Source organism: Pseudomonas sp. GL-RE-29 (assembly GCF_019947275.1).
Classification (GTDB): Bacteria; Pseudomonadota; Gammaproteobacteria; order Pseudomonadales; family Pseudomonadaceae; genus Aquipseudomonas; species Aquipseudomonas fluorescens_A.
The window spans coordinates 32,522-57,743 of sequence record NZ_JAGYGD010000002.1; the positions used below are offsets into that span (position 1 = coordinate 32,522).

The 25,222-nt window shown below is 59.5% G+C and carries 13 protein-coding genes and 1 pseudogene; 7 read left to right on the top strand and 7 right to left on the bottom strand.

Going from position 1 to position 25,222, the window contains the following annotated elements:
• The first annotated feature begins 48 nt into the window (after positions 1-48).
• The 5 genes from aceE (at position 49) to msrA (ending at position 10,075) form a co-directional block, all read left to right on the top strand.
• Positions 49-2,694 carry a pyruvate dehydrogenase (acetyl-transferring), homodimeric type gene (gene aceE, locus KGB21_RS01960; protein WP_034148684.1) on the top strand — a complete coding sequence of 882 codons (2,646 nt, stop codon included), beginning with the start codon at positions 49-51 and terminating at the stop codon, positions 2,692-2,694.
• Between the two features lie 11 nt (positions 2,695-2,705).
• Positions 2,706-4,667 (top strand): dihydrolipoyllysine-residue acetyltransferase, encoded by a 1,962-nt coding sequence (gene aceF, locus KGB21_RS01965; RefSeq protein ID WP_034148683.1) that lies wholly within the window; start codon positions 2,706-2,708, stop codon positions 4,665-4,667.
• Positions 4,668-5,009: 342 nt separating this feature from the next.
• On the top strand, positions 5,010-6,416 hold the full coding sequence (locus KGB21_RS01970; RefSeq protein WP_223503319.1) for an alkaline phosphatase D family protein: 1,407 nt from the start codon (positions 5,010-5,012) through the stop codon (positions 6,414-6,416).
• A gap of 253 nt (positions 6,417-6,669) precedes the next feature.
• Positions 6,670-9,363 (top strand): GGDEF and EAL domain-containing protein, encoded by a 2,694-nt coding sequence (locus KGB21_RS01975; RefSeq protein WP_034148681.1) that lies wholly within the window; start codon positions 6,670-6,672, stop codon positions 9,361-9,363.
• 64 nt (positions 9,364-9,427) lie between these two features.
• A complete protein-coding gene (gene msrA / locus KGB21_RS01980; RefSeq protein ID WP_034148752.1) occupies positions 9,428-10,075 on the top strand; it encodes a peptide-methionine (S)-S-oxide reductase MsrA in 648 nt (215 codons plus the stop codon).
• 134 nt (positions 10,076-10,209) lie between these two features.
• Here the strand turns inward: msrA and KGB21_RS01985 are convergent, their stop codons facing one another.
• From KGB21_RS01985 to putP, 5 genes are all read right to left on the bottom strand, one after another.
• Positions 10,210-11,046, bottom strand: coding sequence for a 23S rRNA (adenine(2030)-N(6))-methyltransferase RlmJ (locus tag KGB21_RS01985; RefSeq protein WP_223503321.1), 837 nt, complete (start codon positions 11,044-11,046; stop codon positions 10,210-10,212).
• 270 nt (positions 11,047-11,316) lie between these two features.
• On the bottom strand, positions 11,317-11,640 hold the full coding sequence (locus KGB21_RS01990; protein WP_223503323.1) for a hypothetical protein: 324 nt from the start codon (positions 11,638-11,640) through the stop codon (positions 11,317-11,319).
• A gap of 321 nt (positions 11,641-11,961) precedes the next feature.
• A complete protein-coding gene (locus tag KGB21_RS01995) occupies positions 11,962-12,696 on the bottom strand; it encodes a DUF4123 domain-containing protein (protein WP_223503325.1) in 735 nt (244 codons plus the stop codon).
• A complete protein-coding gene (locus tag KGB21_RS02000; protein ID WP_223503326.1) occupies positions 12,686-14,686 on the bottom strand; it encodes a type VI secretion system tip protein VgrG in 2,001 nt (666 codons plus the stop codon). The genes KGB21_RS01995 and KGB21_RS02000 overlap by 11 nt, the downstream gene beginning before the upstream one ends.
• 352 nt (positions 14,687-15,038) lie before the next feature.
• Positions 15,039-16,523, bottom strand: a complete 1,485-nt coding sequence (putP, locus tag KGB21_RS02005) for a sodium/proline symporter PutP (protein ID WP_034148676.1) — start codon at positions 16,521-16,523, stop codon at positions 15,039-15,041.
• Positions 16,524-17,046: 523 nt separating this feature from the next.
• On the opposite strand from putP, the gene putA reads away from it, so the two are divergent.
• Together putA and KGB21_RS02015 are read left to right on the top strand one after the other, a co-directional pair.
• Positions 17,047-20,997 carry a trifunctional transcriptional regulator/proline dehydrogenase/L-glutamate gamma-semialdehyde dehydrogenase gene (putA, locus tag KGB21_RS02010; RefSeq protein ID WP_223503328.1) on the top strand — a complete coding sequence of 1,317 codons (3,951 nt, stop codon included), beginning with the start codon at positions 17,047-17,049 and terminating at the stop codon, positions 20,995-20,997.
• A 255-nt stretch (positions 20,998-21,252) separates the two neighbouring features.
• Positions 21,253-23,055: an acyl-CoA dehydrogenase gene (locus tag KGB21_RS02015; RefSeq protein ID WP_223503330.1), complete on the top strand. Its 1,803-nt coding sequence runs from the start codon at positions 21,253-21,255 to the stop codon at positions 23,053-23,055.
• A gap of 158 nt (positions 23,056-23,213) precedes the next feature.
• Here KGB21_RS02015 and KGB21_RS29500 read toward each other — a convergent pair whose 3' ends face one another.
• Together KGB21_RS29500 and KGB21_RS29505 are read right to left on the bottom strand one after the other, a co-directional pair.
• The gene (locus tag KGB21_RS29500) at positions 23,214-24,059 is read right to left on the bottom strand and encodes a methyl-accepting chemotaxis protein (protein WP_411741307.1); all 846 of its coding nucleotides are present in this window, start codon (positions 24,057-24,059) and stop codon (positions 23,214-23,216) included.
• An 18-nt stretch (positions 24,060-24,077) separates the two neighbouring features.
• Positions 24,078-25,151 (bottom strand): annotated as a pseudogene (locus tag KGB21_RS29505) (cache domain-containing protein); the annotation flags it as partial.
• Positions 25,152-25,222 lie beyond the last annotated feature (71 nt).

Genomic DNA, 25,222 nt, shown 5'->3' on the forward strand with positions numbered 1-25,222 from the left:
CTAACTCAGGCAACCGATTCTGGTAGCCTTTCCGCCCTGGAGCAAGCCATGCAAGACCTCGATCCCGTCGAAACCCAGGAATGGCTGGACGCCCTGGAATCGGTTCTCGACAAAGAAGGCGAAGACCGTGCTCACTATCTGATGACCCGTATGGGTGAACTCGCAACCCGCAGCGGTTCGCAGTTGCCTTACGCCATCACCACGCCTTACCGCAACACGATCCCCGTAACCCACGAAGCACGCATGCCTGGCGACCTGTTCATGGAACGCCGCATTCGCTCGTTGGTGCGCTGGAACGCGATGGCCATGGTAATGCGTACGAACCTGAAAGATTCTGACCTGGGTGGTCACATCTCCAGCTTCGCTTCCAGTGCGACCCTGTATGACATCGGCTTCAACTACTTCTTCCAGGCCCCGACCGACGAACACGGCGGCGACCTGATCTACTTCCAGGGCCACACCTCGCCAGGCGTTTACGCCCGCGCATTCATGGAAGGCCGCATCACCGAAGACCAGATGAACAACTTCCGCCAGGAAGTCGACGGTCAGGGCCTGTCGTCCTACCCGCACCCTTGGCTGATGCCTGACTTCTGGCAGTTCCCGACGGTATCCATGGGTCTGGGCCCGATCCAGGCGATCTACCAGGCGCGCTTCATGAAGTACCTGGAAGCCCGTGGCTTCATTCCTGCCGGCAAGCAAAAAGTCTGGTGCTTCCTGGGCGACGGCGAGTGCGACGAGCCGGAATCCCTGGGCGCTATCTCCCTGGCTGGCCGCGAGAAGCTCGACAACCTGATCTTCGTCATCAACTGCAACCTGCAGCGCCTCGACGGCCCGGTTCGCGGCAACGGCAAGATCATCCAGGAACTCGAAGGCGTGTTCCGCGGTGCTCAGTGGAACGTGACCAAAGTCATCTGGGGCCGTTTCTGGGACCCACTGCTGGCCAAGGACGTCGACGGCATCCTGCAACGTCGCATGGACGAAGTCATCGACGGCGAGTACCAGAACTACAAAGCCAAAGACGGCGCGTTCGTCCGTGAACACTTCTTCAACTCGCCAGAACTCAAGGCGATGGTTGAAGACCTGTCCGACGACGAGATCTGGAAACTCAACCGTGGCGGCCACGACCCGTACAAGGTCTACGCGGCGTACCACGAAGCGGTCAACCACAAAGAACAACCTACCGTCATCCTGGCCAAGACCATCAAGGGTTATGGCACCGGTGCCGGCGAAGCGAAGAACACCGCGCACAATACCAAGAAAGTTGATGTTGAAAGCCTGAAGCTGTTCCGCGATCGTTTCGACATTCCGGTCAAGGACGAAGAGCTGGAGAACCTGCCGTTCTTCAAGCCAGAGCCAAACAGCGCCGAAGCCCGTTACCTGAGCGAGCGCCGCACTGCACTGGGCGGTTTCGTGCCACAGCGTCGCGCGCAGAGCTTCAGCGTACCGACCCCGGACCTGGACACCCTCAAGGCGATCCTCGACGGTTCCGGCGACCGTGAAATTTCCACCACCATGGCTTTCGTGCGCATCCTGGCGCAACTGGTCAAGGACAAGGAAATCGGCCCGCGCATCGTGCCGATCATTCCGGACGAAGCCCGTACCTTCGGCATGGAAGGCATGTTCCGTCAGTTGGGCATCTACTCGTCCGTCGGCCAGCTCTACGAGCCAGTCGATAAAGACCAGGTGATGTTCTACAAGGAAGACAAGAAGGGCCAGATCCTCGAAGAAGGCATCAACGAAGCAGGCGCCATGAGCTCCTTCATCGCTGCCGGTACTTCCTACTCCAGCCACAACCAGCCAATGCTGCCGTTCTACATCTTCTACTCGATGTTCGGCTTCCAGCGTATCGGTGACTTGGCCTGGGCCGCTGGTGACAGCCGTACCCGTGGCTTCCTGATCGGCGGCACCGCCGGCCGTACCACCCTGAACGGTGAAGGCCTGCAGCACGAAGACGGTCACAGCCACCTGCTGGCCGCCACCATCCCGAACTGCCGCACCTACGATCCAACCTACGGCTACGAGCTGGCGGTGATCATTCAGGACGGCATGAAGAAGATGACCGAAGAGCAACAGGACGTCTTCTACTACATCACCGTGATGAACGAGTCGTACCAGCAGCCAGCCATGCCGGCCGGTGCCGAAGAAGGCATCAAGAAAGGCATGTACCTGCTCGAGGAAGACAACCGCGAAGCGGCGCACCACGTTCAGCTGATGGGCTCCGGCACCATCCTGCGTGAAGTCCGTGAAGCCGCGAAGATCCTGCGTGAAGAGTTCAACGTCGGCGCCGACGTGTGGAGCGTTACCAGCTTCAACGAACTGCGTCGCGACGGCCTGGCCGTTGAGCGCACCAACCGTCTGCACCCTGGCCAGAAGCCTAAGCTGAGCTACGTCGAAGAGTGCCTGAACGGCCGTAAAGGTCCGGTCATCGCTTCTACCGACTACATGAAACTGTTCGCCGAGCAGATCCGTCAGTGGGTACCGTCCAAGGAATTCAAAGTCCTGGGCACCGACGGTTTCGGCCGCAGCGACAGCCGCAAGAAACTGCGTCATTTCTTCGAAGTCGACCGTCATTTCGTGGTGTTGGCAGCCCTGGAAGCACTGGCTGACCGTGGTGACATCGAACCTAAGGTTGTGGCCGAAGCCATCGCCAAGTTCGGTATCAACCCGGAAAAACTCAACCCACTGGACTGCTGAGGAGAGATTCTGTGAGCGAACTCATTCGCGTACCTGACATCGGCAGCGGTGAAGGTGAAGTAATTGAACTGTTTGTGAAGGTCGGCGACCGTATCGAAGCCGACCAGAGCATCCTGACGCTGGAATCGGACAAGGCGAGCATGGAAGTGCCCGCGCCGAAGGCCGGTATCGTCAAGAGCCTGAAAGTGAAGCTGGGCGATCGCCTGAAAGAAGGCGACGAACTGCTGGAGCTGGAAGTCGAAGGTGCCGCTGAGGCGGCCCCTGCGGCTGCCGCTGCGCCAGCTGCAAAAGCAGAAGCCAAACCGGCTGCTGCTCCTGCCGCCGCCGCTCCTGCTGCTGCGCCGGCTGCCGCTTCGGTTCAGCAAGTGCACGTGCCGGACATCGGCTCGTCGGGCAAGGCCCAGATCATCGAGATCCAGGTCAAGGTCGGCGATACCGTCTCGGCTGATCAATCTTTGATCACCCTGGAATCCGACAAGGCCAGCATGGAGATCCCGTCGCCTGCCGCTGGCGTGGTCAAGGCCATCAGCGTCAAGCTCAACGACGAAGTCGGCACTGGCGACCTGATTCTGGATCTGGAAGTGGCGGGTGCTGCGGCACCGGCTGCTGCCGCGGCTCCAGCTCAGGCTGCTGCCCCTGCCGCCGCTGCTCCTGCGCCAGCCGCTGCCGCTCCGGCTGCACCGGTAGCCGACAGCGTCCAGGACATCCACGTTCCGGACATCGGTTCGGCGGGCAAGGCCAAGATCATCGAAGTCCTGGTCAAGGCCGGCGACACCGTTGAAGCCGATCAGTCGCTGATCACCCTGGAATCCGACAAGGCGAGCATGGAAATTCCATCGCCAGCCGCTGGCGTGGTGGAAAGCGTTTCCGTCAAGCTGGATGACGAAGTCGGTACTGGCGACCTGATCCTCAAGCTGAAAGTCAAAGGCGCGGCGCCTGCTGCTGCCCCGGCACCTGCCGCCGCTGCGAGCGCTCCTGCGCCAGCCGCTGCTGCTCCGGCTGCCGCTGCACCTGCTGCCGCCGCCCCGGTTGCCGCTCCAGCCAAGCCTGGCGCCAAAGTTCACGCCGGCCCAGCCGTACGTCAACTGGCCCGTGAATTTGGTGTGGAGCTGAGCGCTGTTGGCGCCAGCGGTCCGCACGGTCGCATCCTGAAAGAAGACGTGCAGGTTTACGTCAAAGCCATGATGCAGAAGGCCAAGGAAGCTCCGGCCGCTGCTGCTGGCGCAACCGGTGGCGCGGGCATCCCGCCGATTCCGGTCGTCGACTTCAGCCGTTTTGGCGAAATCGAAGAAGTACCGATGACCCGCCTGATGCAAATCGGCGCGTCGAGCCTGCACCGCAGCTGGTTGAACATTCCGCACGTGACTCAGTTCGATTCGGCTGATATCACTGAGCTGGAGGCGTTCCGTGTTGCGCAGAAAGCCGTTGCAGAGAAGGCCGGCGTCAAGCTGACCATCCTGCCGCTGCTGCTCAAGTCGTGCGCACACCTGCTCAAGGAGCTGCCGGACTTCAACAGTTCGCTGGCACCAAGCGGCAAGGCGATCATTCGCAAGAAATACGTCAACATCGGCTTCGCCGTCGACACCCCGGATGGCCTGCTGGTACCGGTCATCAAGAACGTCGACCAGAAGAGCCTGCTGCAACTGGCGGCCGAAGCCGCTGCGCTGGCCGCCAAGGCCCGCGACAAGAAGCTCACGGCTGACGACATGCAAGGCGCCTGCTTCACCATTTCCAGCCTCGGCCACATTGGCGGCACCGGCTTCACGCCGATCGTCAACGCGCCGGAAGTGGCGATCCTCGGTGTTTCCAAGGCAACCATCCAGCCAGTCTGGGACGGCAAAGCCTTCCAGCCGAAGCTGATGCTGCCGCTGTCGCTGTCCTACGATCACCGTGTGATCAACGGCGCCGCTGCCGCACGCTTCACCCAGCGTCTGGGCAGCCTGCTGGCGGACATCCGCACCATCCTGCTGTAACACCGGCCGGCCCTCCTTCGCTGGAGGGCCTGTCGCGTTTCACGTTTCCGAGCGCCACGCTCGTACCTCAACCCCGCCAATTTGGCGGGGCTTTTTTTTGCTCTCACACAATCCCGGGAAACCTGTAGGGGCCGGCTTGCTGGCGATGGTCGAAAAAGCACCGCGTCTATCCAGACCCTACGCGTTACCGTTAACGATCATCGCCAGCAAGCCGGCTCCTACGGGAAGCCTTTCCTACATTTGTGGCTGATATCGCCCACAACTTAAATCCATTTCGGCTCGATATTTTTTAAGGCTCAATAACTAGTCTTGAATCTCGTCTACTTTAATAGCAGAAACCGAATGGACTCGAACTTAGTTAAACCCACTGTTGGCCCAATAATCGGTCACAGCACAACTAATCATGTACGCATATTCTTGCGCGGAGATAAACAAAAGGATGCTTCGGTATTCGCCGGCATCCGTTATAGACGACTTGGAGAAGAACGCTGGTCAAAAGGTCTTTTCGCAAAACTCGATAATCTTCGCGACATGTGCGAAGTCTTTACCCTCAATGATCTTGCTGCTGATACTGACCATGAATACCAGGCCGGCTGGTTCAGCCCGATGAATCCGGTACACACGGTGGAAACGGTTGAAGAACTGCCCCTGCAATGGCCGCGGCAGATCCATCGCTTCCGCACCCGCTCCAGTCAGCCCACCCTGCCCCGAGCCTACGTCGTAGGATCTTGCCGCTATCTGCGAATCACCGCCGGCATCGCATCCGCACCTCATCTGGGCGACAGGATTTTCGCCTCGATATCAAAGCTGGTGGAACACGCCAACCCGCCCATCAGTGCAATGTTAATGACCGGCGACCAGATCTATGTCGATGACCTGAACATCGTTGCGCCCGACCGGGAACTCAAGGAAATCCTTCACAAGTATCGCGTGGCTTTTACCCAACCAAACATTGCAAAACTAATGTCCGGACTGCCAACTTACATGATCCTTGACGATCATGAGATTGAAGATAATTGGCCAGCTAAACGAAATAAATCCGATGACCTTCTATATACCAATGCCATAAAGGCCTACGAGTTATATCAAGCCAGCCATAGCCCGGCACAGCAACTGTCCGGCAGCGGCCAAATAAACAAGAAGCTGGACAAGTACTGGTATCAATTTACTGAAGGCGATATTGAATGGTTTATCACTGACAGCAGAACCCGGCGCAATCTTTCGGAAGTCGACCGGCGCATTCTGGATGTCGAGCAGGAACAGGCTTTGTGCCAATGGCTGATCCACAGCCCGGCCCGGGTCAAATTCGTGGTCACCAGTGTCATGTTTTACCCCGACCGTAAACGCCTGGGCGATGACGCGTGGCAAGCTTTTCCTGAGCAACGCCTGCGATTACTGGAGACGATTCGTACACACCGCATCAAGAACGTCTTCTTCGTCTCCGGCGATGTCCACGGCTCCTTGACGAGCCGGCTGACCCACAGCGAAGACCCGGACTTCGAGGTTCACACCATCGTCTCGTCACCGCTGTGCAACAGCAAACTGCTGCCCTATGCCAAAGCGTCCATCTTCATTCTCGATCAACCATTGGCAAGAACCGCCGCGGGCGATTATTGCCACGAATTGACCAGCAACGTGATCAGCCAGGACAACTTTGCGCATCTCATTGTCGATGCAGACCGGATCGATGTGCGCTACCACGACCGGGATGGCCACTTTTTAGAGTCGGCCAGCATTTTGTTGCGTTAAAAGCAAAAGATCGCAGCCTTCGGCAGCTCCTGCATTGGGACGGGAGCTGCCGCAGGCTGCGATCTTTTCGGTTTAATTCAATCTTTTGATCGTTTGCTGGAGAAATCTTCACCGCTGCCGACATATTCTTATAGCACTTGGCCTTCATGTCTCTTGTCAGTCGGTGTCGCAATGATGCAACCTTGCCGCAGCCAACCGTAAAGAGGGCGAGAGCCCGGCGCGTTCAGCATATTCGAAGCGAGTTTCCCTCCATATGAAAAGCCAACCCGATGCCGCCAGCCGTATGGTGGCCGAGGTAGTAACGCAGTTGCCTGTGCCCTCGCGGCTCGGCATGCTGCGTTTCGAACGGCTTAATGAACCCAGCTGGGCCCTGCTGTTTCTCGACCCCAATTGCGAACGCCAATTCGGCCTGCCGGCCATGGAGCTGTGCGCTCTGGTCGGCTCGCCCTATGCGAGCCTGATGGAGCCCGAAGCTCGCTATCAGTTGCATGACGCGATCCAGCAACAATTGAGCGAAGGCTCGCACTACCTGATCCGCTACACCCTGCACACCGCCTCAGGCTCGCTGACCCTGCTGGAAATGGGCGAACCCTTCAAACAACATAATCGACACCTGCTGCGCGGTTACCTGCTGGTGATCGACGGTTTGTTCGAAGATGACCCACTGTTGCCCGCCCTCGATCTGGAAACCCAGAACTCGCGCCTGCAAATCGCCCTCGAACTCAACCAGCGAGCCCAGCAGGAACAATTGCTGCATCTGGACCGGGTGCGCGCCCAGCAGGACTTGATCCTGTTGCTGACCCGTCAACGCTACAGCAGCAACAACTCCCTGCAAGAAGCCGCCGAACTGATCACCCGCAGCGCCTGCGATATCTACCAGATTGACTGCGCCAGCCTGTGGAACCTCGAAGGGCCGATGCTGGTGCCGATCTCGGCCTATCACCGCGTCAGCCAGGAATACCTGCTGCCGCAGCCGATCGACGTCAGTGGCTTTCCGGATTACCTCGACGCCTTGCACACCGGCCGCGCCATCGACGCTCACAACGCCCTGCACGACCCGCGCACCCGGGAAATGGCCGAACACCTGCGCCCGCGCGATGTGAACGCCATGCTCGACGCCAGCATCCGGGTCGACGGCCAAGTGGTCGGGGTGCTGTGCCTGGAACAAATTGGTGCTACCCGCGCCTGGCAGTCGGACGAAATTGCCTTTGCCGGCGAACTGGCCGATCAGTTTGCCCAAGTCATCAGCAACCACAACCGCCGCACCGCCACCAGCGCCCTGCACCTGTTCCAGCGTGCGGTCGAGCAAAGCGCCAACGCCTTTTTGCTGGTCAATTGCGACGGCGTGGTCGAATACGTCAACCCGAGCTTCACCGCGATCACCCAATACAGCACCGAAGAAGTCCACGGCCAACGGCTGTCGGAACTGCCGGCGCTGGAAAACCTCAGCGAACTGTTATTCGACGCGCCTTCTGCGCTGGCCAAGAGCAACAGTTGGCAGGGCGAATTCAAGAGCCGCCGCAAGAACCTCGAACCCTACTGGGGTCAGTTGTCGATTTCCAAGGTCTACGGCGACAACCGTGAACTGACCCACTACATCGGCATTTACGAAGACATTACCCAGAACAAACTCGCGCAACAGCGCATCGAACGCCTGGCCTACACCGATAACCTGACCAACCTGGGCAACCGGCCGGCGTTTATCCGCAACCTCGATGAGCGCTTTGCCCGCGACAGCGATGCGCCGATCAGCCTGTTGCTGGTGGACATCGACAACTTCAAGCGGATCAACGACAGCCTCGGCCACCAGACCGGCGACAAGCTGCTGATCAGTCTGGCCCGCCGCCTGCGCAACAGCCTGATTCCGAGCGGCAGCCTGGCGCGGTTCGCCAGTAACGAATTCGCCGTATTGCTGGACAACAGCGACCTCTCTGTCGGCCAGCAAGTGGCCAATCAATTGCTGGCGACCCTCGACAAACCGATGTTCGTCGACAACCAATTGATCAGCGTCACCGGCTCCGTGGGCCTGGCCTGCGCGCCGCTGCACGGGCGCGACCCGCAAACCCTGATGCGTAACGCCGGGTTGGCGCTGCACAAGGCCAAGGCCAACGGCAAACACCAGGTGCAGGTGTTCACCGAAGCGCTGAATGCCGAGGCCAGTTACAAGCTGTTCGTCGAGAACAACCTGCGCCGCGCCCTGACCCAGAACGAGCTGGACGTGTTCTACCAGCCCAAACTGTGCCTGCGTAGTGGTCGTCTGCTGGGTATGGAAGCGCTGCTGCGCTGGGATCATCCGGAAAAAGGCATGATCCGCCCGGACCAGTTCATCAGCGTCGCCGAAGAAACCGGGCTGATCATTCCGATCGGCAAATGGATCGCCCGCCAGGCCTGCCGCATGAGCAAAGCGCTGACTGCCGCGGGACTGGGCAATCTTCAAGTGGCGATCAACCTGTCGCCCAAACAGTTCTCCGACCCGGACTTGGTGGCGTCCATCGCCAACATCCTCAAGGAAGAAGCACTGCCGGCGAACCTGCTGGAACTGGAGCTGACCGAAGGCCTGCTGCTGGAGGCCACCGAAGACACCCACTTGCAACTCGACCAGCTCAAGCGCCTGGGCCTGACCCTGGCCATGGACGACTTCGGCACCGGTTACTCGTCGCTCAGTTACCTGAAAAAATTCCCCATCGACATCATCAAGATCGATCGAAGCTTTATTCACGAAATCCCGGACAACCAGGACGACATGGAAATCACCTCCGCAGTGATCGCCATGGCCCACAACCTGAAAATCAAGGTCGTGGCTGAAGGCATCGAAACCGCCGATCAATTGGCCTTCCTGCGCCGTCACCGCTGCGATGTCGGCCAGGGTTACCTGTTCGACCGGCCGATCCCGGGTTCCGAGCTGATCGAAAAGCTCAAACGCTACCCGCGCGGTCCAATCGCCTGACAGCGAATCAACACTCAGGCAAACTGCACCTCTAATTATTTCAACCTGACTGAGAGGACTGATGATGGTTCTGCGCTCGGAAATCCTGGTGAACAAAAACGTGCTTCCTACCAAAGAACAAGCTCTGCCTGGCCGCGAAACTCCTATGACCGTGCCGGAAAAACACTTCGTCCACGACGCCCCGCTACTGGGCCCGTTCGCGATGGATGTGGACTTCGCGATCTTCGGCCTTGGCTGTTTCTGGGGCGCGGAACGCCGGTTCTGGCAGCGTGAAGGCGTGGTCAGTACGGCCGTGGGTTACGCTGGCGGTTACACGCCAAACCCGACCTATGAAGAAGTCTGCTCGGGCCTGACCGGCCATAGCGAAGTCGTGCTCGTGGTCTACGAGCCGGCAAAAGTCAGCTACGAAGAGCTGCTGAAGATGTTCTGGGAGCTGCACAACCCGACCCAGGGCATGCGCCAGGGCAACGACATCGGCACTCAGTATCGCTCGGTGATCTACGCCACCAACCCGGCTCAGTTGGCAGCCGCCAAGCACAGCGAGCAAGTGTTCCAGGGTGAGTTGACCAAGGCTGGGAAAGGCACGATCACCACTGAAATCGACGAAGCCCCGACATTCTTCTTTGCCGAGACCTATCACCAGCAATACCTGGCCAAGAATCCTGAAGGTTATTGCGGGATTGGTGGTACAGGCGTGACCTGCCCGATTTAATCGCTAAAAGCAAAAGATCGCAGCCTTCGGCAGCTCCTACAGTGTTTTGCGTACACCTGTAGGAGCTGCCGAAGGCTGCGATCTTTTGATCTTGCTGTTCTTACTTGCCGCTTGCCGCTTAAAACTCGCAGCTGCTATTCAGCAATCAACCAATCCATCCGCCACCCGCCCTGCGTCTGCCCAAGTTTCTCGGACAGCCACGGCAGCAACTCGCGCAATTCTTCCTCAAGCCCCCACGGCGGATTGGCAATCGCCAGACCGGAGCCGTTCAGGCTGTCGGGCGTATCCAGCGGATGCACCAGCAACTCCACACGCAACAGCTTCGGCGCACCGGTGCCGGCCAGATCCTGATAGAAACGACGCAACGCGCGCTGGTCCTTAACCGGGTACCAGATCGCCGCCACGGTTTGGCGCATCCGGCCAATCGCTTCTTTCAACGACGCCGCGCAACGCTGCATCTCATCGAGCTTCTCGAACGGTGGATCGATCAACATCACCGCACGCTTCTCCTGCACCGGCAACATCGCACGCGGCACATGCCAGCCTTCGCCCAAATGCACCTTGACCCGACGATCACCGGCCATGTTGTCCTTGAGCAGCACGCCGTCTTCCGGGTGCTTTTCGTTGAGCATCACGCGATCCTGCGGACGGGTCAGGCGCCGCGCCAACTCCGGCGAGCCCGGGTAGTAGCGCAACTGGCCATCCGGGTTCATCTCGTGCAACACCTGCATGTAATCAGCGGCCAGGATCGGCAGATCCGGCTGATCCCACAAACGCGCAATGCCTTCCAGGTACTCGCCGGTACGGCTAGCCTGATCACCCTGCAGGTCATACAGACCAATGCCAGCGTGGGTATCGAGATAGGCAAACGGCTGCTCCTTGCGCGACATCAGGGCGATGAGGCGGGTCAAGGTCAGGTGTTTGAACACATCGGCGTGATTGCCGGCATGGAAGGCGTGACGATAATTCATGGCTGCTCCTGCGAAGGCCGGGAAGTTTACCTTTTACCGGCCGGCAAGTCAGGGCCTCACAGCCGAGCGGCCACCCACCCACTGTAGGAGCTGCCGAAGGCTGCGATCTTTTGACCTTGCTCCTGTGGCGAGGGAGCTTGCTCCCGCTGGGTTGCGAAGCAGCCCCAAACCCTGCAAACCGGCCTCCGCATGACACACCTCACTCCCCGGTTTACGACTGCTGCGCAGCCGAGCGGGAGCAAGCTCCCTCGCCATAAAAGCGCCTCTGCACTACGCCGAAGGCCGAGCCCGCAATCGCCGGCCAAGCACATCCAGCACATCACAGCCATCGCGCAACGGAATCGCGCAGAGCAAGGCAAAGTCGCTGAGGATGAACGACTCGCACTCAACCGTACCGCGCATGGACAGGTTTTCCAGTACCTGGGTGACGGCTTGAATGCGGTAGCTCGCAGCGTCATACAGGACATCGAGCGGCGCTTGGGTATCGACGAACAGGGTGGGCATGTCGTTGCAGTTGCTGGTGAGGGCCATGAAGCGGTTTTCGGGATGGGGGACTGGTTTTACGTAGGGTGGATCGGGATGGAGCTTTGTCATTTTTCAGCTTCCTAACGTATGGACTGGAGCCGTCACCCTTCACTTCCACGCAATGGGTGGTGGCTGTACGCAGGTGTGGAAGACCGGGACGTTAGGCACCCAGCGCACTCGAAAGCGCCCCGCGCACAACCACCATAAAACACAGACGACGCCGAACTGGTGGCACTTGCGCGCCTAACGATAGAAGGGCTTCCACACCCTGTCACTGAATTTGCAGTGACAGCCAAAGACTATCCCTCCAATCCCTCACCCACCAGTTCACGCAATCCACTACAACTTGAAGGAAATCTCCGAGGACCTTGCCCAGAAATGTCCTAGGACCTACTGCATTTCCTCCACCAAGTACGCTAACAATTCATCTTTAGGCAGCGCCAACTCAGGCTGAGATAGAAAATTCGCAACCTTGCTGCGCAGTACATTTTCAGAAAACGCCTCGAAAACACTCGGCTGCTCTTCACTCAGCCACTGCATCAAATTGCCGATACGGGTTGCAGCATCCTCGGCCCCGAGCTTTTGCAGCAGGGATTCAGACACCTGCCACCATGGAAACGCCTTCGCGCCCGTCTCTGCGCCGCCTTCGATATCAAGGGGCTGACCATTGATCAAACACCGTCCAATCACCGGCAGCAGTTCAGCTGAATCCAACTCGCAACACCGAAGAATCGGCAGTAAATGACGCCCATCCCAGAAACGGAAAAACACCGGATTGCCATCGGGCAGGAGTACTTGCGTGAGGCTGCGCAGATGCTCGGCCAACACTTCAAGGCTCACCGATGACACAGCCAGCCACCCCCAATCGTCAAATTCAGTGGCCGCCACCCACTCCAGAAACTCACTGTCCGCGGCGACAATTGCGACATAGGGCATCACCGGTTTCCACTCGGCGTAAGCCGTACCAGCCCATATCGGGCTCGGCGCTTGCGCGGCAATCGAACACTGCCAGGCCTTGAGCGGTTCAGCGGCGCTCGCACTGCTGAAGACGGCGAAGAGTTGCTCCGATGGTTTCAGTGGCCGGGACGCCAGCCAAGCAAGGGGAGACAAGCGTTCAGGCTGCACAATAACCGTCCTTGCAGCGCTCGCATTGTTCGCAGAACGGCGCGTTGTTTTTCAGGTTGAGAATTTGAGCCGCGCTTAGCAAGGCTATTGGTGACGCCAGCGTTTTCTCCAAAGTGCCCACTGCGCTTGTCACCGTCATGGCCGCCATCGGCGCCCCACCGACCTCGATCGGTACACTGCTGAAAATCCCGCCAGGGCCAATGTTGATCCACTGCCCACCCGCCTGAATGGTCGCGCTCGCCCCGCCGTCGATCACCACTTGCTGGCCGGCGCTGACGTGAAACTGCTGACTGGCGTTGAGCGCCTGACTGGTAACGCGGATATAGCGGTCGCCGCTGACATGCAGATGATCGTTCTGTTTTAGCTCAGCCAGACGATCACCCCGCGTCTCGTTGCGGTCGACGCCACCGACGACCACGCTACGCTGGCTATCCACCTGGACATGCATGTCATGTCGCACCCACTGGTTCCAATTGCGCTGGGCACGCAGGTAGATTTCTTCAGCGCCCCGGCGATCCTCGATGCGCAATTCGTTGTAGCCTCGCACGCCATCAGGCTCAGCCGGGCTGGTCTGGCTGCGTAACACGCTGCTGGTTTTGTTGGCGGGCAAATCCAGTGCTACAGCGTTGGCTCCATTGGGTAAACACCCCACCACCAACGGTTTGTCTGCATCGCCATCAACGAACCCCACCAGCACTTCCATGCCAACGCGCGGCGTCAACACAGCGCCATAGCCGTCGTGAGCCCAACTGCTTGCCACCCGCAACCAGCAACTGGAGCGATCATTGCGTTCGCCGTCGCGGTCCCAGGCCAGCTGAACCTTCACCCGACCGAATTCGTCGCAATGGATTTCGCTGTCTTTCGGCCCGGTGACCACGGCGGATTGATAGCCGGCGACCGGTGGTTTCTTGATGAGCGGTGGACGAAAGAAAACATCCCACGGCGTCGCCAGAAATGTATTGCGATAGCCTTGGAAATTATCCGAGTTATCGCTGCCCGCCGACTCTTCAAGCACTTGCGGTTGTCGGCCATGGTGTTCGATTTCAGTGAGTAGCCACAGGTCATTCCACTCCTGACGGGGGTGTTCCTCGAGTGACAGGAAATGCCCGCAAATCAGCGTCGATTGATCACCCTCACCTTGGGCCTGGCGGTAATCCGCGCGATGGCGCTCCAGTGTGCGCTGAGCCAGGTCCGCACCGATTTCGCGATCATTGAATTGCCCCGGAAATCCGTAGTCCTCCAGTGCCGGCAGCTGCTCGGTGTCGCGACTGCTTTGCATTTGAAGGCGCGGTTTATGGAAGTCGTAGTCACGGCGGGTAACGGCGGTCGTCCTGGTTTCCAGGCGTACGTTAAAGCGCTCAATGACAGGTTCATCTCCAGCCATGCCACTGCCGGGCCGGTAGGAAGTTGGTTCGGGAAGGCGCGGAAAAACCGTCTGGTCATCGCCGAACACTAGCAGGTGCCCATCAAGGCTGTGTTGGAAGTGGTAGTGAATGCCGATCTCGGCACACAACCGCTGAATGAACGCCAGATCGCTTTCCGCGTATTGCACGCAGTACTCGCGTTCCGGGTAGTCGCCGCCCAGCTGAAACGCGAAGGCATCGCCGAGGATGCCGTGGTCCTTGAAGATTTGGGTGATGATCGCCGGCACACTTTTGTGCTGGAAGATGCGCTGGTTCAGACGCTGGGCGAGATAAGCGAGACGCGGCACCAGGCTGATCTGGTAATGCGTCAGACGCTTGCCGGAATCACCCTGACCCACCCGAAAAATCTGACCATGGATTCCGCTACCTTGCGCATCAAAACTCAGAAACGCCTGACGATGCAAAAGGCTTTCGAGCTCGATGTCCGGCCGCTCGCTGACCAGTTGCAGATCAAAACGGTACGGTTGACTGATAGCTTCCTTGCCCTTGAACTCAAGCACTTGGAGCTCACTCTGAACGCCGTCGACGGTCAGCGTGAAACGCGGTTGATTAGCAGAAGCGAACATCCGGTATGTCTCTGCAGAATGGAGTCGGGCGATTCTGCATGAGTGGCAAGAGGTCCAGGCCGATGCACAGGAAATTCAGATTTACCCTACTTCAACTGAAGCAATACCCTTCAGAAAACGGTTTTTCCGGCTACAGACAACCCCACAAGAACACCACGGAACCCTGTAGGAGCGAGCCTGCTCGCGATAGCGTCGGCCCAGTCGACATCAATATTGAAGGGGCTACCGCCATCGCGAGCAGGCTCGCCCCCACAAGGATTGTGAGTTTCGAAGACACAAAAAAACGGCCCGCCTCCAAAAGGAAGCGGGCCGTTTTCATTCAAGCATTGGCTCAGCGCACGCGCTCAACCCATCACTTGTTCAGGCGGAAATCAGCCTCGGCAGCGGCAAAGCGCTGCAACATGCCGGCAGTCGGATTGCCCAGTTTGCTGACGATGTAGATCGCCAGGCTGGCGAAGATGAAACCAGGGATGATTTCGTACAGGCCCAGCAATTCGAAGTGCTTCCACACGATCACGGTGATCGCGCCCACCAGGATCCCGGCCAGTGCGCCGTTTCGGGTCATGTCTTTCCAGATCACGGAGATCAGGACAACCGGACCGAACGCGGCACCGAAACCAGCCCAGGCGTAGCTCACCAGACCCAGTACACGGTTTTCCGGGTTGGCCGCCATCGCGATGGCGATCAGGGCAACCAGCAGCACCATGGCGCGGCCGACCCAGACCAGCTCAACCTGGGAAGCGGATTTACGCAGGAAGGTCTTGTAGAAGTCTTCGGTCAGGGCGCTCGAGCACACCAGCAGTTGGCAGCTCAGGGTGCTCATGACGGCAGCCAGAATGGCCGACAGCAGGACACCGGCGACCCATGGGTTGAACAGGATTTTCGCCAGCTCGATGAACACGCGCTCGTGGTTTTCGGTCACAGCACCGGCTACTTCAGGGTGAGCCGAGAAGTAAGCGATACCGAAGAAGCCTACTGCCACGGTGCCGCCCAGGCACAGAATCATCCAGGTCATGGAGATGCGACGGGCGTTGGCGATCGATTTAACCGAGTCGGCTGCCATGAAACGCGCCAGGATGTGCGGCTGACCGAAGTAGCCCAGACCCCAGCCCATCAGCGAGATGATGCCGATGAAAGTGGTGCCCTTGAGCATGTCGAAGTTGCTTGGATCTTGCGCTTCGATAGCCAGGAACGTGGTGTCGACGCCACCGGTGGCCAGCAGCACGATGATCGGCGTCAGCAACAGGGCGAAGATCATCAGGGTCGCTTGTACGGTGTCCGTCCAGCTCACTGCCAGGAAACCGCCAACAAAGGTGTAGGCAATCGTCGCAGCAGCACCGGCCCACAGCGCAGTCTCGTAGGACATGCCGAAGGTGCTTTCGAACAGACGGGCGCCGGCGACGATGCCGGAAGCGCAGTAGATGGTGAAGAACACCAGGATCACGACGGCGGAAATGATCCGCAGCAGGCCACTTTTGTCTTCGAAACGGCTGGAGAAGTAATCCGGCAGGGTCAGGGCATCACCGTTGTGCTCGGTCTGCACGCGCAGACGGCCGGCGACGAACAGCCAGTTCAGGTAGGCACCGACGATCAGGCCGATGGCGATCCAGCTTTCAGACAGACCAGACATGTAGATGGCGCCCGGCAGGCCCATCAACAACCAGCCACTCATATCGGAAGCACCGGCAGACAGCGCGGTCACGACGCTGCCCAGGCTACGGCCGCCCAGAATATAGTCAGAAAGGTTGTTGGTGGAGCGATAGGCCATGAAGCCGATCAGCACCATTGCTGCGATGTAGATCACGAACGTGATCAGGGTTGGGTTGCTTACGCTCATTTAAGTGACGCCCTGGCTTTGTTTTTATGTAGCGGCGGCTGGTGAACCGCTCGCAAACGATGACGTTTGACAGACGATTCGGGATCCCGCGCATTTATGAATTCCCTGTAGGGGCTGCCGAAGGTTGCGATCTTTTGACGTTGATGTTTGAAAGCAAGATCAAAGGATCGCAGCCTGCGTCAGCTCCTACAGGTATTGCGTGATGCAGCTGGGTTGCACCTTGGGCGCGAATCCTATTCAACAAAGCAAATGAGGTGCAACCCATTTCTTGAGAATTAGTTGCACCCGGTCAGATTTGCAGCGAAACCGGTTGTTTTTGCTCCCTTTTAGCGCAGTCCAACCTCATTTCTAGAAGTAAAAGCACCATGCATGCGCAGGACGTTCGTACCAGAATTTATTTCCTGACGAGCTGCGTAATATTCCGGCAAAAAAAGGGTTGCACCCGGTTGCACCTCTTTCAACGCACGGCTAATCTTGCCGCCAGCTGATGCCACGCGATCGTGGCAAACATGAGGATAAAAACATGGCTACCACCACCCTTGGGGTCAAACTTGACGACCCGACCCGCGAACGCCTCAAGGCTGCCGCGACTTCGATTGATCGCACGCCGCACTGGCTGATCAAGCAGGCAATTTTCAATTACCTGGAAAAACTCGAGGGTGGTGCAACCCTGACCGAGCTGAACGGTTTGACCAAGGATTCCGACGACGCCGTCGATGCGCCTCTGGATCACGCCCACCAGTGCTTCCTCGAATTCGCCGAAAGCATCCTGCCGCAATCGGTACTGCGCGCTTCGATCACCGCCGCTTACCGTCGCCCGGAGCCGGAAGTGGTGCCGATGCTGATCGAGCAAGCGCGTCTGCCCGCCCCGATGGCCGAAGCCACCAACAAGCTCGCTGCCTCGATTGCCGAAAAACTGCGCAATCAGAAGAGTGCCGGCGGTCGTGCAGGCATTGTTCAAGGCCTGTTGCAGGAATTTTCCCTGTCGTCCCAGGAAGGCGTGGCGCTGATGTGCCTGGCCGAAGCGCTGCTGCGCATCCCGGACAAAGGCACCCGTGACGCGCTGATCCGCGACAAGATCAGCACCGGCAACTGGCACCCGCACCTGGGCAACAGCCCTTCGCTGTTCGTCAACGCCGCGACCTGGGGCCTGCTGCTGACCGGCAAACTGGTGTCCACTCATAACGAAGCCGGCCTGACCTCGTCCCTGAGCCGCATCATCGGCAAGAGCGGCGAGCCGATGATCCGCAAGGGCGTCGACATGGCCATGCGCCTGATGGGCGAGCAGTTCGTCACCGGCGAAACCATCGCCGAAGCCCTGGCCAATGCGAGTAAATTCGAAGCCAAGGGCTTCCGCTATTCCTACGACATGCTCGGCGAAGCTGCGCTGACCGAACACGACGCGCAGAAGTACCTCGCTTCGTACGAACAAGCGATCCACTCGATCGGCAAAGCGTCCCACGGTCGTGGGATTTATGAAGGCCCGGGTATCTCCATCAAGCTGTCCGCACTGCACCCGCGCTACAGCCGCGCCCAGTACGAGCGCGTGATGGATGAGCTGTATCCGCGCCTGCTGTCGCTGACCCTGCTGGCCAAGCAATACGACATCGGCCTGAACATCGACGCCGAAGAAGCCGACCGCCTCGAACTGTCGCTGGATCTGCTGGAGCGCCTGTGCTTCGAGCCGCAACTGACCGGCTGGAACGGCATCGGTTTCGTGATCCAGGCTTACCAGAAGCGTTGCCCATACGTGATCGACTACGTGATCGACCTGGCTCGCCGCAGCCGTCATCGCCTGATGATCCGCCTGGTGAAAGGCGCGTACTGGGACAGCGAAATCAAGCGCGCCCAGGTCGAAGGCCTGGAAGGCTACCCGGTCTACACCCGCAAGGTGTACACCGACGTTTCCTACATCGCTTGCGCCCGCAAGCTGCTGTCGGTGCCGGAAGTCATCTACCCGCAGTTCGCCACGCACAACGCCCACACCCTGTCGGCCATTTATCACATCGCCGGTCAGAACTATTACCCGGGCCAGTACGAATTCCAGTGCCTGCACGGCATGGGTGAACCGCTGTACGAGCAAGTTGTAGGTAAAGTTTCCGAAGGCAAGCTGAACCGTCCATGCCGCGTGTACGCACCGGTCGGCACCCATGAAACCCTGCTGGCGTACCTGGTACGTCGCCTGCTGGAAAACGGCGCGAACACCTCGTTCGTCAACCGCATTGCCGACCAGTCGATTTCGATTCAGGAACTGGTAGCCGATCCGGTAGCCAGCATCGAGCAGATGGCGACCGTGGAAGGTGGCTTCGGCCTGCCGCACCCGCGTATTCCGCTGCCGCGTGACCTGTACGGTTCGGAACGCGCCAACTCCAGCGGCATCGACATGGCCAACGAACATCGCCTGGCTTCCCTGTCCTGCGCCTTGCTGGCAACCGCTCACAACCACTGGAAAGCCGCGCCGATGCTCGGCTGCGCTTCCAGCACTGAAACCCCTGCACCTGTGCTGAACCCGTCCGATCTGCGTGACGTGGTCGGCCATGTACAGGAAGCCACCGTCGAAGACGTCGACAATGCCATCCAGTGCGCGCTGAACGCCGCACCGATCTGGCAGGCCACTCCGCCCGCCGAACGCGCCGCGATCCTGGAACGTGCCGCCGATTTGATGGAAGGCGAGATCCAGCCGCTGATGGGCCTGCTGGCCCGCGAAGCCGGCAAGACCTTCGCCAACGCCATCGCCGAAGTGCGTGAAGCCGTGGACTTCCTGCGTTATTACGCGGTGCAGGCACGCAACGATTTCACCAACGACGCCCACCGTCCGCTGGGCCCAGTGGTGTGCATCAGCCCGTGGAACTTCCCGCTGGCAATCTTCAGCGGTCAAGTCGCCGCCGCACTGGCTGCCGGTAACCCGGTACTGGCCAAACCTGCCGAGCAGACTCCACTGGTCGCGGCTCAGGCCGTGCGCCTGCTGCTCGAAGCCGGGATTCCGGAAGGCGTGCTGCAACTGCTGCCGGGCCGTGGCGAAACCGTTGGCGCCGGCCTGGTGGGCGACGATCGCGTCAAAGGCGTGATGTTCACTGGTTCCACCGAAGTCGCTCGCTTGCTGCAACGCAACATCGCCGGTCGCCTGGATGCCCAGGGCCGTCCGATTCCGCTGATCGCCGAAACCGGCGGCCAGAACGCGATGATCGTCGACTCTTCGGCGCTGACTGAACAAGTGGTGATCGACGTGGTTTCGTCGGCGTTCGACAGCGCTGGTCAGCGTTGCTCGGCCCTGCGCGTGCTGTGCTTGCAGGAAGATTCCGCCGACCGTGTCATCGAAATGCTCAAGGGCGCCATGGCTGAAAGCCGTCTCGGCAACCCGGAGCGTTTGTCCGTGGACATCGGCCCGGTCATCGACGCCGAAGCCAAGTCCGGCATCGAGAAGCACATCCAGGCCATGCGCGACAAAGGTCGCAGCGTGTACCAGGTGGCCATCGCCGATGCCGAAGAAGTCAAACGCGGCACCTTCGTGATGCCGACCCTGATTGAACTGGAAAGCTTCGACGAACTGCAACGTGAAATCTTCGGCCCGGTGCTGCACGTGGTTCGCTACAAGCGCAAAGACATCGACCAACTGATCGCTCAGATCAACGCTTCCGGCTACGGCCTGACGCTGGGCGTGCACACCCGTATCGACGAGACAATCGCCAAGGTGATCGACAACGTCAATGCCGGTAACGTCTATGTAAACCGCAACATCGTGGGTGCTGTGGTCGGCGTGCAACCGTTCGGCGGCGAAGGTCTGTCGGGTACTGGCCCGAAGGCCGGTGGTCCGCTGTACCTGTACCGGCTGCTGTCGACACGTCCTACCGATGCAATCGAACAATCCTTCGCTCGCGGCGACGCCATCGCAGCGCCGGACGTTCGTCTGCGTGAAGCCATGAGCAAACCGCTAACCGCCCTGAAAACCTGGGCCGACAGCAACAAGCTCACCGACCTGAGCACCCTGTGTGTGCAGTTCGCCGTGCAATCGCAAAGCGGGATCACCCGCGTACTCGCTGGCCCGACCGGCGAGCGCAACAGCTATGCGATCCTGCCGCGTGAGCACGTGCTGTGCCTGGCGGAAGTCGAAGGCGATTTGCTGACGCAACTGGCGGCGGTATTGGCTGTCGGCGGCTCGGCGGTATGGCCGGAAGCTGACCTGACCAAGGCACTGTTCGCACGTCTGCCGAAGGACATTCAGGGGCGCATCAAGCTGGTTTCCGACTGGAACAAGGACGAAGTGGTGTTTGATGCAGTTCTGCATCACGGCCATTCCGATCAGCTGCGTGCGGTTTGCCAGCAAGTGGCCAAGCGTGCCGGCGCGATTGTTGGGGTTCACGGGCTGTCCCAAGGTGAGACCAACATTGCGCTGGAGCGTTTGGTAATTGAGCGGGCGTTGAGTGTTAACACGGCTGCGGCGGGTGGTAATGCCAGCTTGATGACCATCGGCTAAAACCGATAACCGGGCACTGCATAGGTGCCCGGTTCAGCAAAAAACCTGTGGGAGCTGGCTTGCCAGCGATAGCGATGTGTCAGTCACCCTCGATAGTGACTGATCTGACGCCATCGCTGGCAAGCCAGCTCCCACAGTTGTTTTGGGGTGTTTGCTAAGTCGGCGCCCGGCTCCAACATCACGCTCATCAATCATCCTGTTCAGCCTTTATTCCCACGCCTAGACTCGGCCCATCCCAATAAAAGGTAGGCCGCCATGTCCGAGACGTTGCTCAGTTCCCGCAATCTGGCTTTCGAGCTGTATGAAGTCCTCGATGCCGAGGGCCTGACCCAGCGTGAGCGTTTTGCCGAGCACAACCGCGAAACCTTCGATGCCGCCCTCGGCACCGCCCGTAACATCGCGGAAAAATTCTTCGCCCCGCACAACCGCAAGGGTGACGAGAACGAACCGCGCTATGAAGACGGTCAGGCGATTCTGATTCCGGAAGTGAAACCGGCGGTGGATGCCTTCCTCGAAGCCGGTTTCCTCAACGCGGCGCGCAGTTTCGAAGCCGGCGGCATGCAACTTCCTACACTGCTGTCCCAGGCTTGCTTTGCGCATTTCCAATCGGCCAACGCCGCGTCGACTTCGTACCCGTTCCTGACCATGGGCGCGGCAAACCTGATCGAGAGCTTCGGCACCGACCAGCAGAAACGCCGGTTCCTGCAACCGATGATCGACGGACGCTTCTTCGGCACCATGGCCCTGACCGAGCCGCACGCCGGTTCATCGCTGTCGGATATTCGTACACGCGCCGAGCCGGCGTCTGACGGCACTTATCGCCTCAAGGGCAACAAGATCTTCATCTCCGGCGGCGATCACCCGCTGTCGGAAAACATCGTGCACATGGTGCTGGCCAAGTTGCCAGATGCGCCGGCCGGGGTGAAGGGTATTTCGCTGTTCATCGTGCCCAAATTCCTGGTCAACGATGACGGCAGCCTCGGCAAGCGTAACGACGTATTGCTCGCAGGCCTGTTCCACAAGATGGGTTGGCGCGGCACCACGTCGACAGCGCTTAACTTCGGCGATAACGGTGAGTGTGTCGGCTATTTGGTGGGCAAGCCGCATCATGGCTTGAGCTACATGTTCCAGATGATGAACGAGGCGCGGATCGGCGTCGGCATGGGCGCGGTGATGCTCGGCTACGCCGGTTACTTGTATTCGCTGGAGTACGCCCGCGAACGTCCGCAAGGTCGCGTGCCAGACAGCAAGGACCCGAACACTGCGCCGGTGGCAATCATTCAGCACGCCGACGTCAAACGCATGCTGCTGACCCAGAAAGCTTACGTCGAAGGTTCGTTCGACCTCGGTTTGTACGCCGCACGACTGTTCGATGACACCACCACGCTAGAGACTGAAGCCGAACGCAAGCAGGCTCATGAGCTGCTGGATCTGCTGACGCCCATCGTCAAATCCTGGCCGTCGGAGTTTTGCCTGAAGGCCAACGAACTGGCGATCCAGATTCTCGGCGGTCACGGCTACACCCGCGAATATCCGGTGGAGCAGTACTACCGCGACAACCGCCTGAACCCGATCCACGAAGGCACCCACGGCATTCAATCGCTAGATTTGCTGGGGCGCAAACTGGCGCAGAACGGCGGTGCCGGGCTCAAGCAACTTATCCGCCTGATCGCCGACACTGGCGAGCGAGCACAGGCGTTTGATTCATTGACGCCGCTGCGTGAACCGCTGGAAAAACTGGTCGCCCGCTTGCAAGCCGTGACCATCGGCCTGCTGACCGATCTGGGCCAAGGCAAGGTCAACAGCAGCCTGGCAAACTCGGCGCTGTACTTGAAGGTGTTCGGCCACACCGTCATTGGCTGGCGCTGGCTGGAACAGGCGATTCGCGCCGAGGAAGGTTTGGCCAAGGGCAATGCGGCGGATGTGAGCTTTTATAAAGGCAAGTTGCAGGCGGCGCGGTATTTCCTGACCTGGGAAGTACCGGGTTGTCACCATGAACTGGCGATACTTGAGGCTCGGGATGATGTTTGCCTGGGTATGCAGGATGAGTGGTTCTGACGACTCGCAAGTTTTTGTGGCGAGGGAGCTTGCTCCCGCTCGCCTGCGAAGCAGCCGCAAATACAGGCAACTCGGTGCATCACATATACCCGGGTTGCCGGATTTGGGAGCGCTTCGCACTCCAGCGGGAGCAAGCTCCCTCGCCACAAAGTTGTCTCTTAACTCAGCTTGAACCCACCCATCTGCCGCGCCAGATCATCCGCCAACCGCTGCAACGTCTGGCAATCCTCACGACAAGCCCTGACCTCCCCCGCCGTCGCCCGGGCCAAATCGGAAATCCCCTGCACGTTGCGGTTGATCTCTTCAGTCACCGCCGACTGCTCTTCCGTCGCCGTCGCCACCTGATGGTTCATGTCGCTGATGCGCTCGACCTGTCCGGTAATCGCCGTCAACGAAGCCCCCGTACGCTGGCTCGACTCGACACCGGTGCCGGTCGCCGCTTGCCCGGAATGCATCGATGACACCGCATTTTCCGCGCCTTGCTTGAGACTGCCGATCATTTGCTGAATCTCATCGGTGGACGATTGCGTGCGCCGCGCAAGGGTCCGCACTTCATCAGCCACCACCGCAAAACCGCGCCCCATGTCGCCAGCCCGCGCCGCTTCAATGGCCGCGTTGAGCGCCAGCAAGTTGGTCTGCTCGGAAATCCCGCGAATCACCGCCAACACCTGATCGATGGACGCGACCTGATTCGCCAACTCACCCACCGCGCCCGCCGCGAGGCCGATTTCATCGGACATGCTTTCTATATGGCGGATCGAACCGCCGACCACTTCCCGCGCCTGCATCGCCTCGTCCCGCGCATTTTGCGAAGCGACCGCCGCGTTGCCGGCGTTTTGCGCGATTTCCTGCACGGTCAGGCCCATTTCATGGACAGCCGTGGCAACCATGTCGGTCATTTCCTGCTGGCGTCCCGAGCGTTCGGCGGTGTTGTCCACCACCCGCGCCACTTGACCAACTGCCGTGCGCAAGCGTTCGCTGGTGGTCAGCACTTCACCGATCATGTCGCGCTGACTGTCGAGGAACCGATTGAAACCCCGCGCCAGATCACCCAATTCATCGGCGCGGCTGGCATCCAGACGATGGGTCAAATCCCCACCACCGCTACCGATAGCGACCAGCGCTGCTGTTACCTGCCGAATCGGTCGCACCAGCCCACGGGCCAGCAACACCACCAGCAACAGGCACACCAGCGCCACCGCCAGGCCGATGCCGCTGCTCATCCACATGGCGCGGCGGGCCTCGGCGTAGATTTGCGACTGCGGCACTTCGGCCACCAGGGTCCAGCCGAGATCGCGCAGTGGCAGACTCAACGCGAGAAAGTCTTCGCCGTCACGTTGGAAGCCACTGTTGGTGGCATTTTTTTGACCCATGACCGCTTGTGCCGCCGGGTCACCAATCTGTTCAGCCAAGGTGCGTTTGCCGCTGAATTGCGCCTCAGGATGAACCTGGATCAAACCGTCAGAACGCACGAGATAGACCTTGCCGCGCTCCCCGAAGCTGAAGTTGTGAATCAGCTCCGACAGCTCTTTCATGCTCAGGCCAAGCCCGGCGACGCCCACGACTTTGCCGGCCTTCTCGACTTTAAGGTCGATGAAAAGCGCCAATTCTCCGGTGGCCGTGTCGTTGTCGATATTGAGGGTGCGCGGCTGGTTGCTGTCGAGAAACGCATAGAACCAGGCGTCCTTGGGATTGGAGCGACTGAGGGTGCGGTCCAGACCTTTCTCGGTGTAGTAATGATTGGATGCGGTGCCGACGATCAGCGCGGTAAAGGCTTTGTGTTCGGCGCGGATGCCTTCGAGGTAAGTGGTGAACGTAGCGCTCTGGGCACTGTTTTCACCCTCGGCCAGCCAGTCGCGCACCATGCTGTTGCTGGCGATGTCCTTGGCGGCGGTGAGTGGTTGAACGAGGATGCGCTCGATGTCGTTGCGCATCGCTTCGATGCTCGACGGCAGCGCTTGTTCGACCAGATAGCTCTGGGCGAGGCGGTTGACCACGAGGGTATAAATGCCAACCACGATCAGGATACTGACCAGCAGGGCGGTGCCCATGCTCAGGATCAACTGCCACTGAATACTGCGTCGCCAGAACTGCATGGAGCACCCCCAAAGAATAAGAGGCTGAAACACTGCAACAGCCGTGCCGATTGTATACAACGCAACCGACA

Excerpts from the sequence above, each read along its gene's own strand:
- aceE (WP_034148684.1), top strand. The coding sequence starts at position 49 with ATGCAAGACCTCGATCCCGTCGAAACCCAGGAATGGCTGGACGCCCTG.
- KGB21_RS01970 (WP_223503319.1), top strand. The coding sequence starts at position 5,010 with ATGGACTCGAACTTAGTTAAACCCACTGTTGGCCCAATAATCGGTCAC.
- KGB21_RS01975 (WP_034148681.1), top strand. The coding sequence starts at position 6,670 with ATGAAAAGCCAACCCGATGCCGCCAGCCGTATGGTGGCCGAGGTAGTA.
- msrA (WP_034148752.1), top strand. The coding sequence starts at position 9,428 with ATGGTTCTGCGCTCGGAAATCCTGGTGAACAAAAACGTGCTTCCTACC.
- KGB21_RS01985 (WP_223503321.1), bottom strand. The coding sequence starts at position 11,046 with ATGAATTATCGTCACGCCTTCCATGCCGGCAATCACGCCGATGTGTTC.
- KGB21_RS01990 (WP_223503323.1), bottom strand. The coding sequence starts at position 11,640 with ATGACAAAGCTCCATCCCGATCCACCCTACGTAAAACCAGTCCCCCAT.
- KGB21_RS02000 (WP_223503326.1), bottom strand. The coding sequence starts at position 14,686 with ATGTTCGCTTCTGCTAATCAACCGCGTTTCACGCTGACCGTCGACGGC.
- putP (WP_034148676.1), bottom strand. The coding sequence starts at position 16,523 with ATGAGCGTAAGCAACCCAACCCTGATCACGTTCGTGATCTACATCGCA.
- putA (WP_223503328.1), top strand. The coding sequence starts at position 17,047 with ATGGCTACCACCACCCTTGGGGTCAAACTTGACGACCCGACCCGCGAA.
- KGB21_RS02015 (WP_223503330.1), top strand. The coding sequence starts at position 21,253 with ATGTCCGAGACGTTGCTCAGTTCCCGCAATCTGGCTTTCGAGCTGTAT.
- KGB21_RS29500 (WP_411741307.1), bottom strand. The coding sequence starts at position 24,059 with ATGATCGGTGAAGTGCTGACCACCAGCGAACGCTTGCGCACGGCAGTT.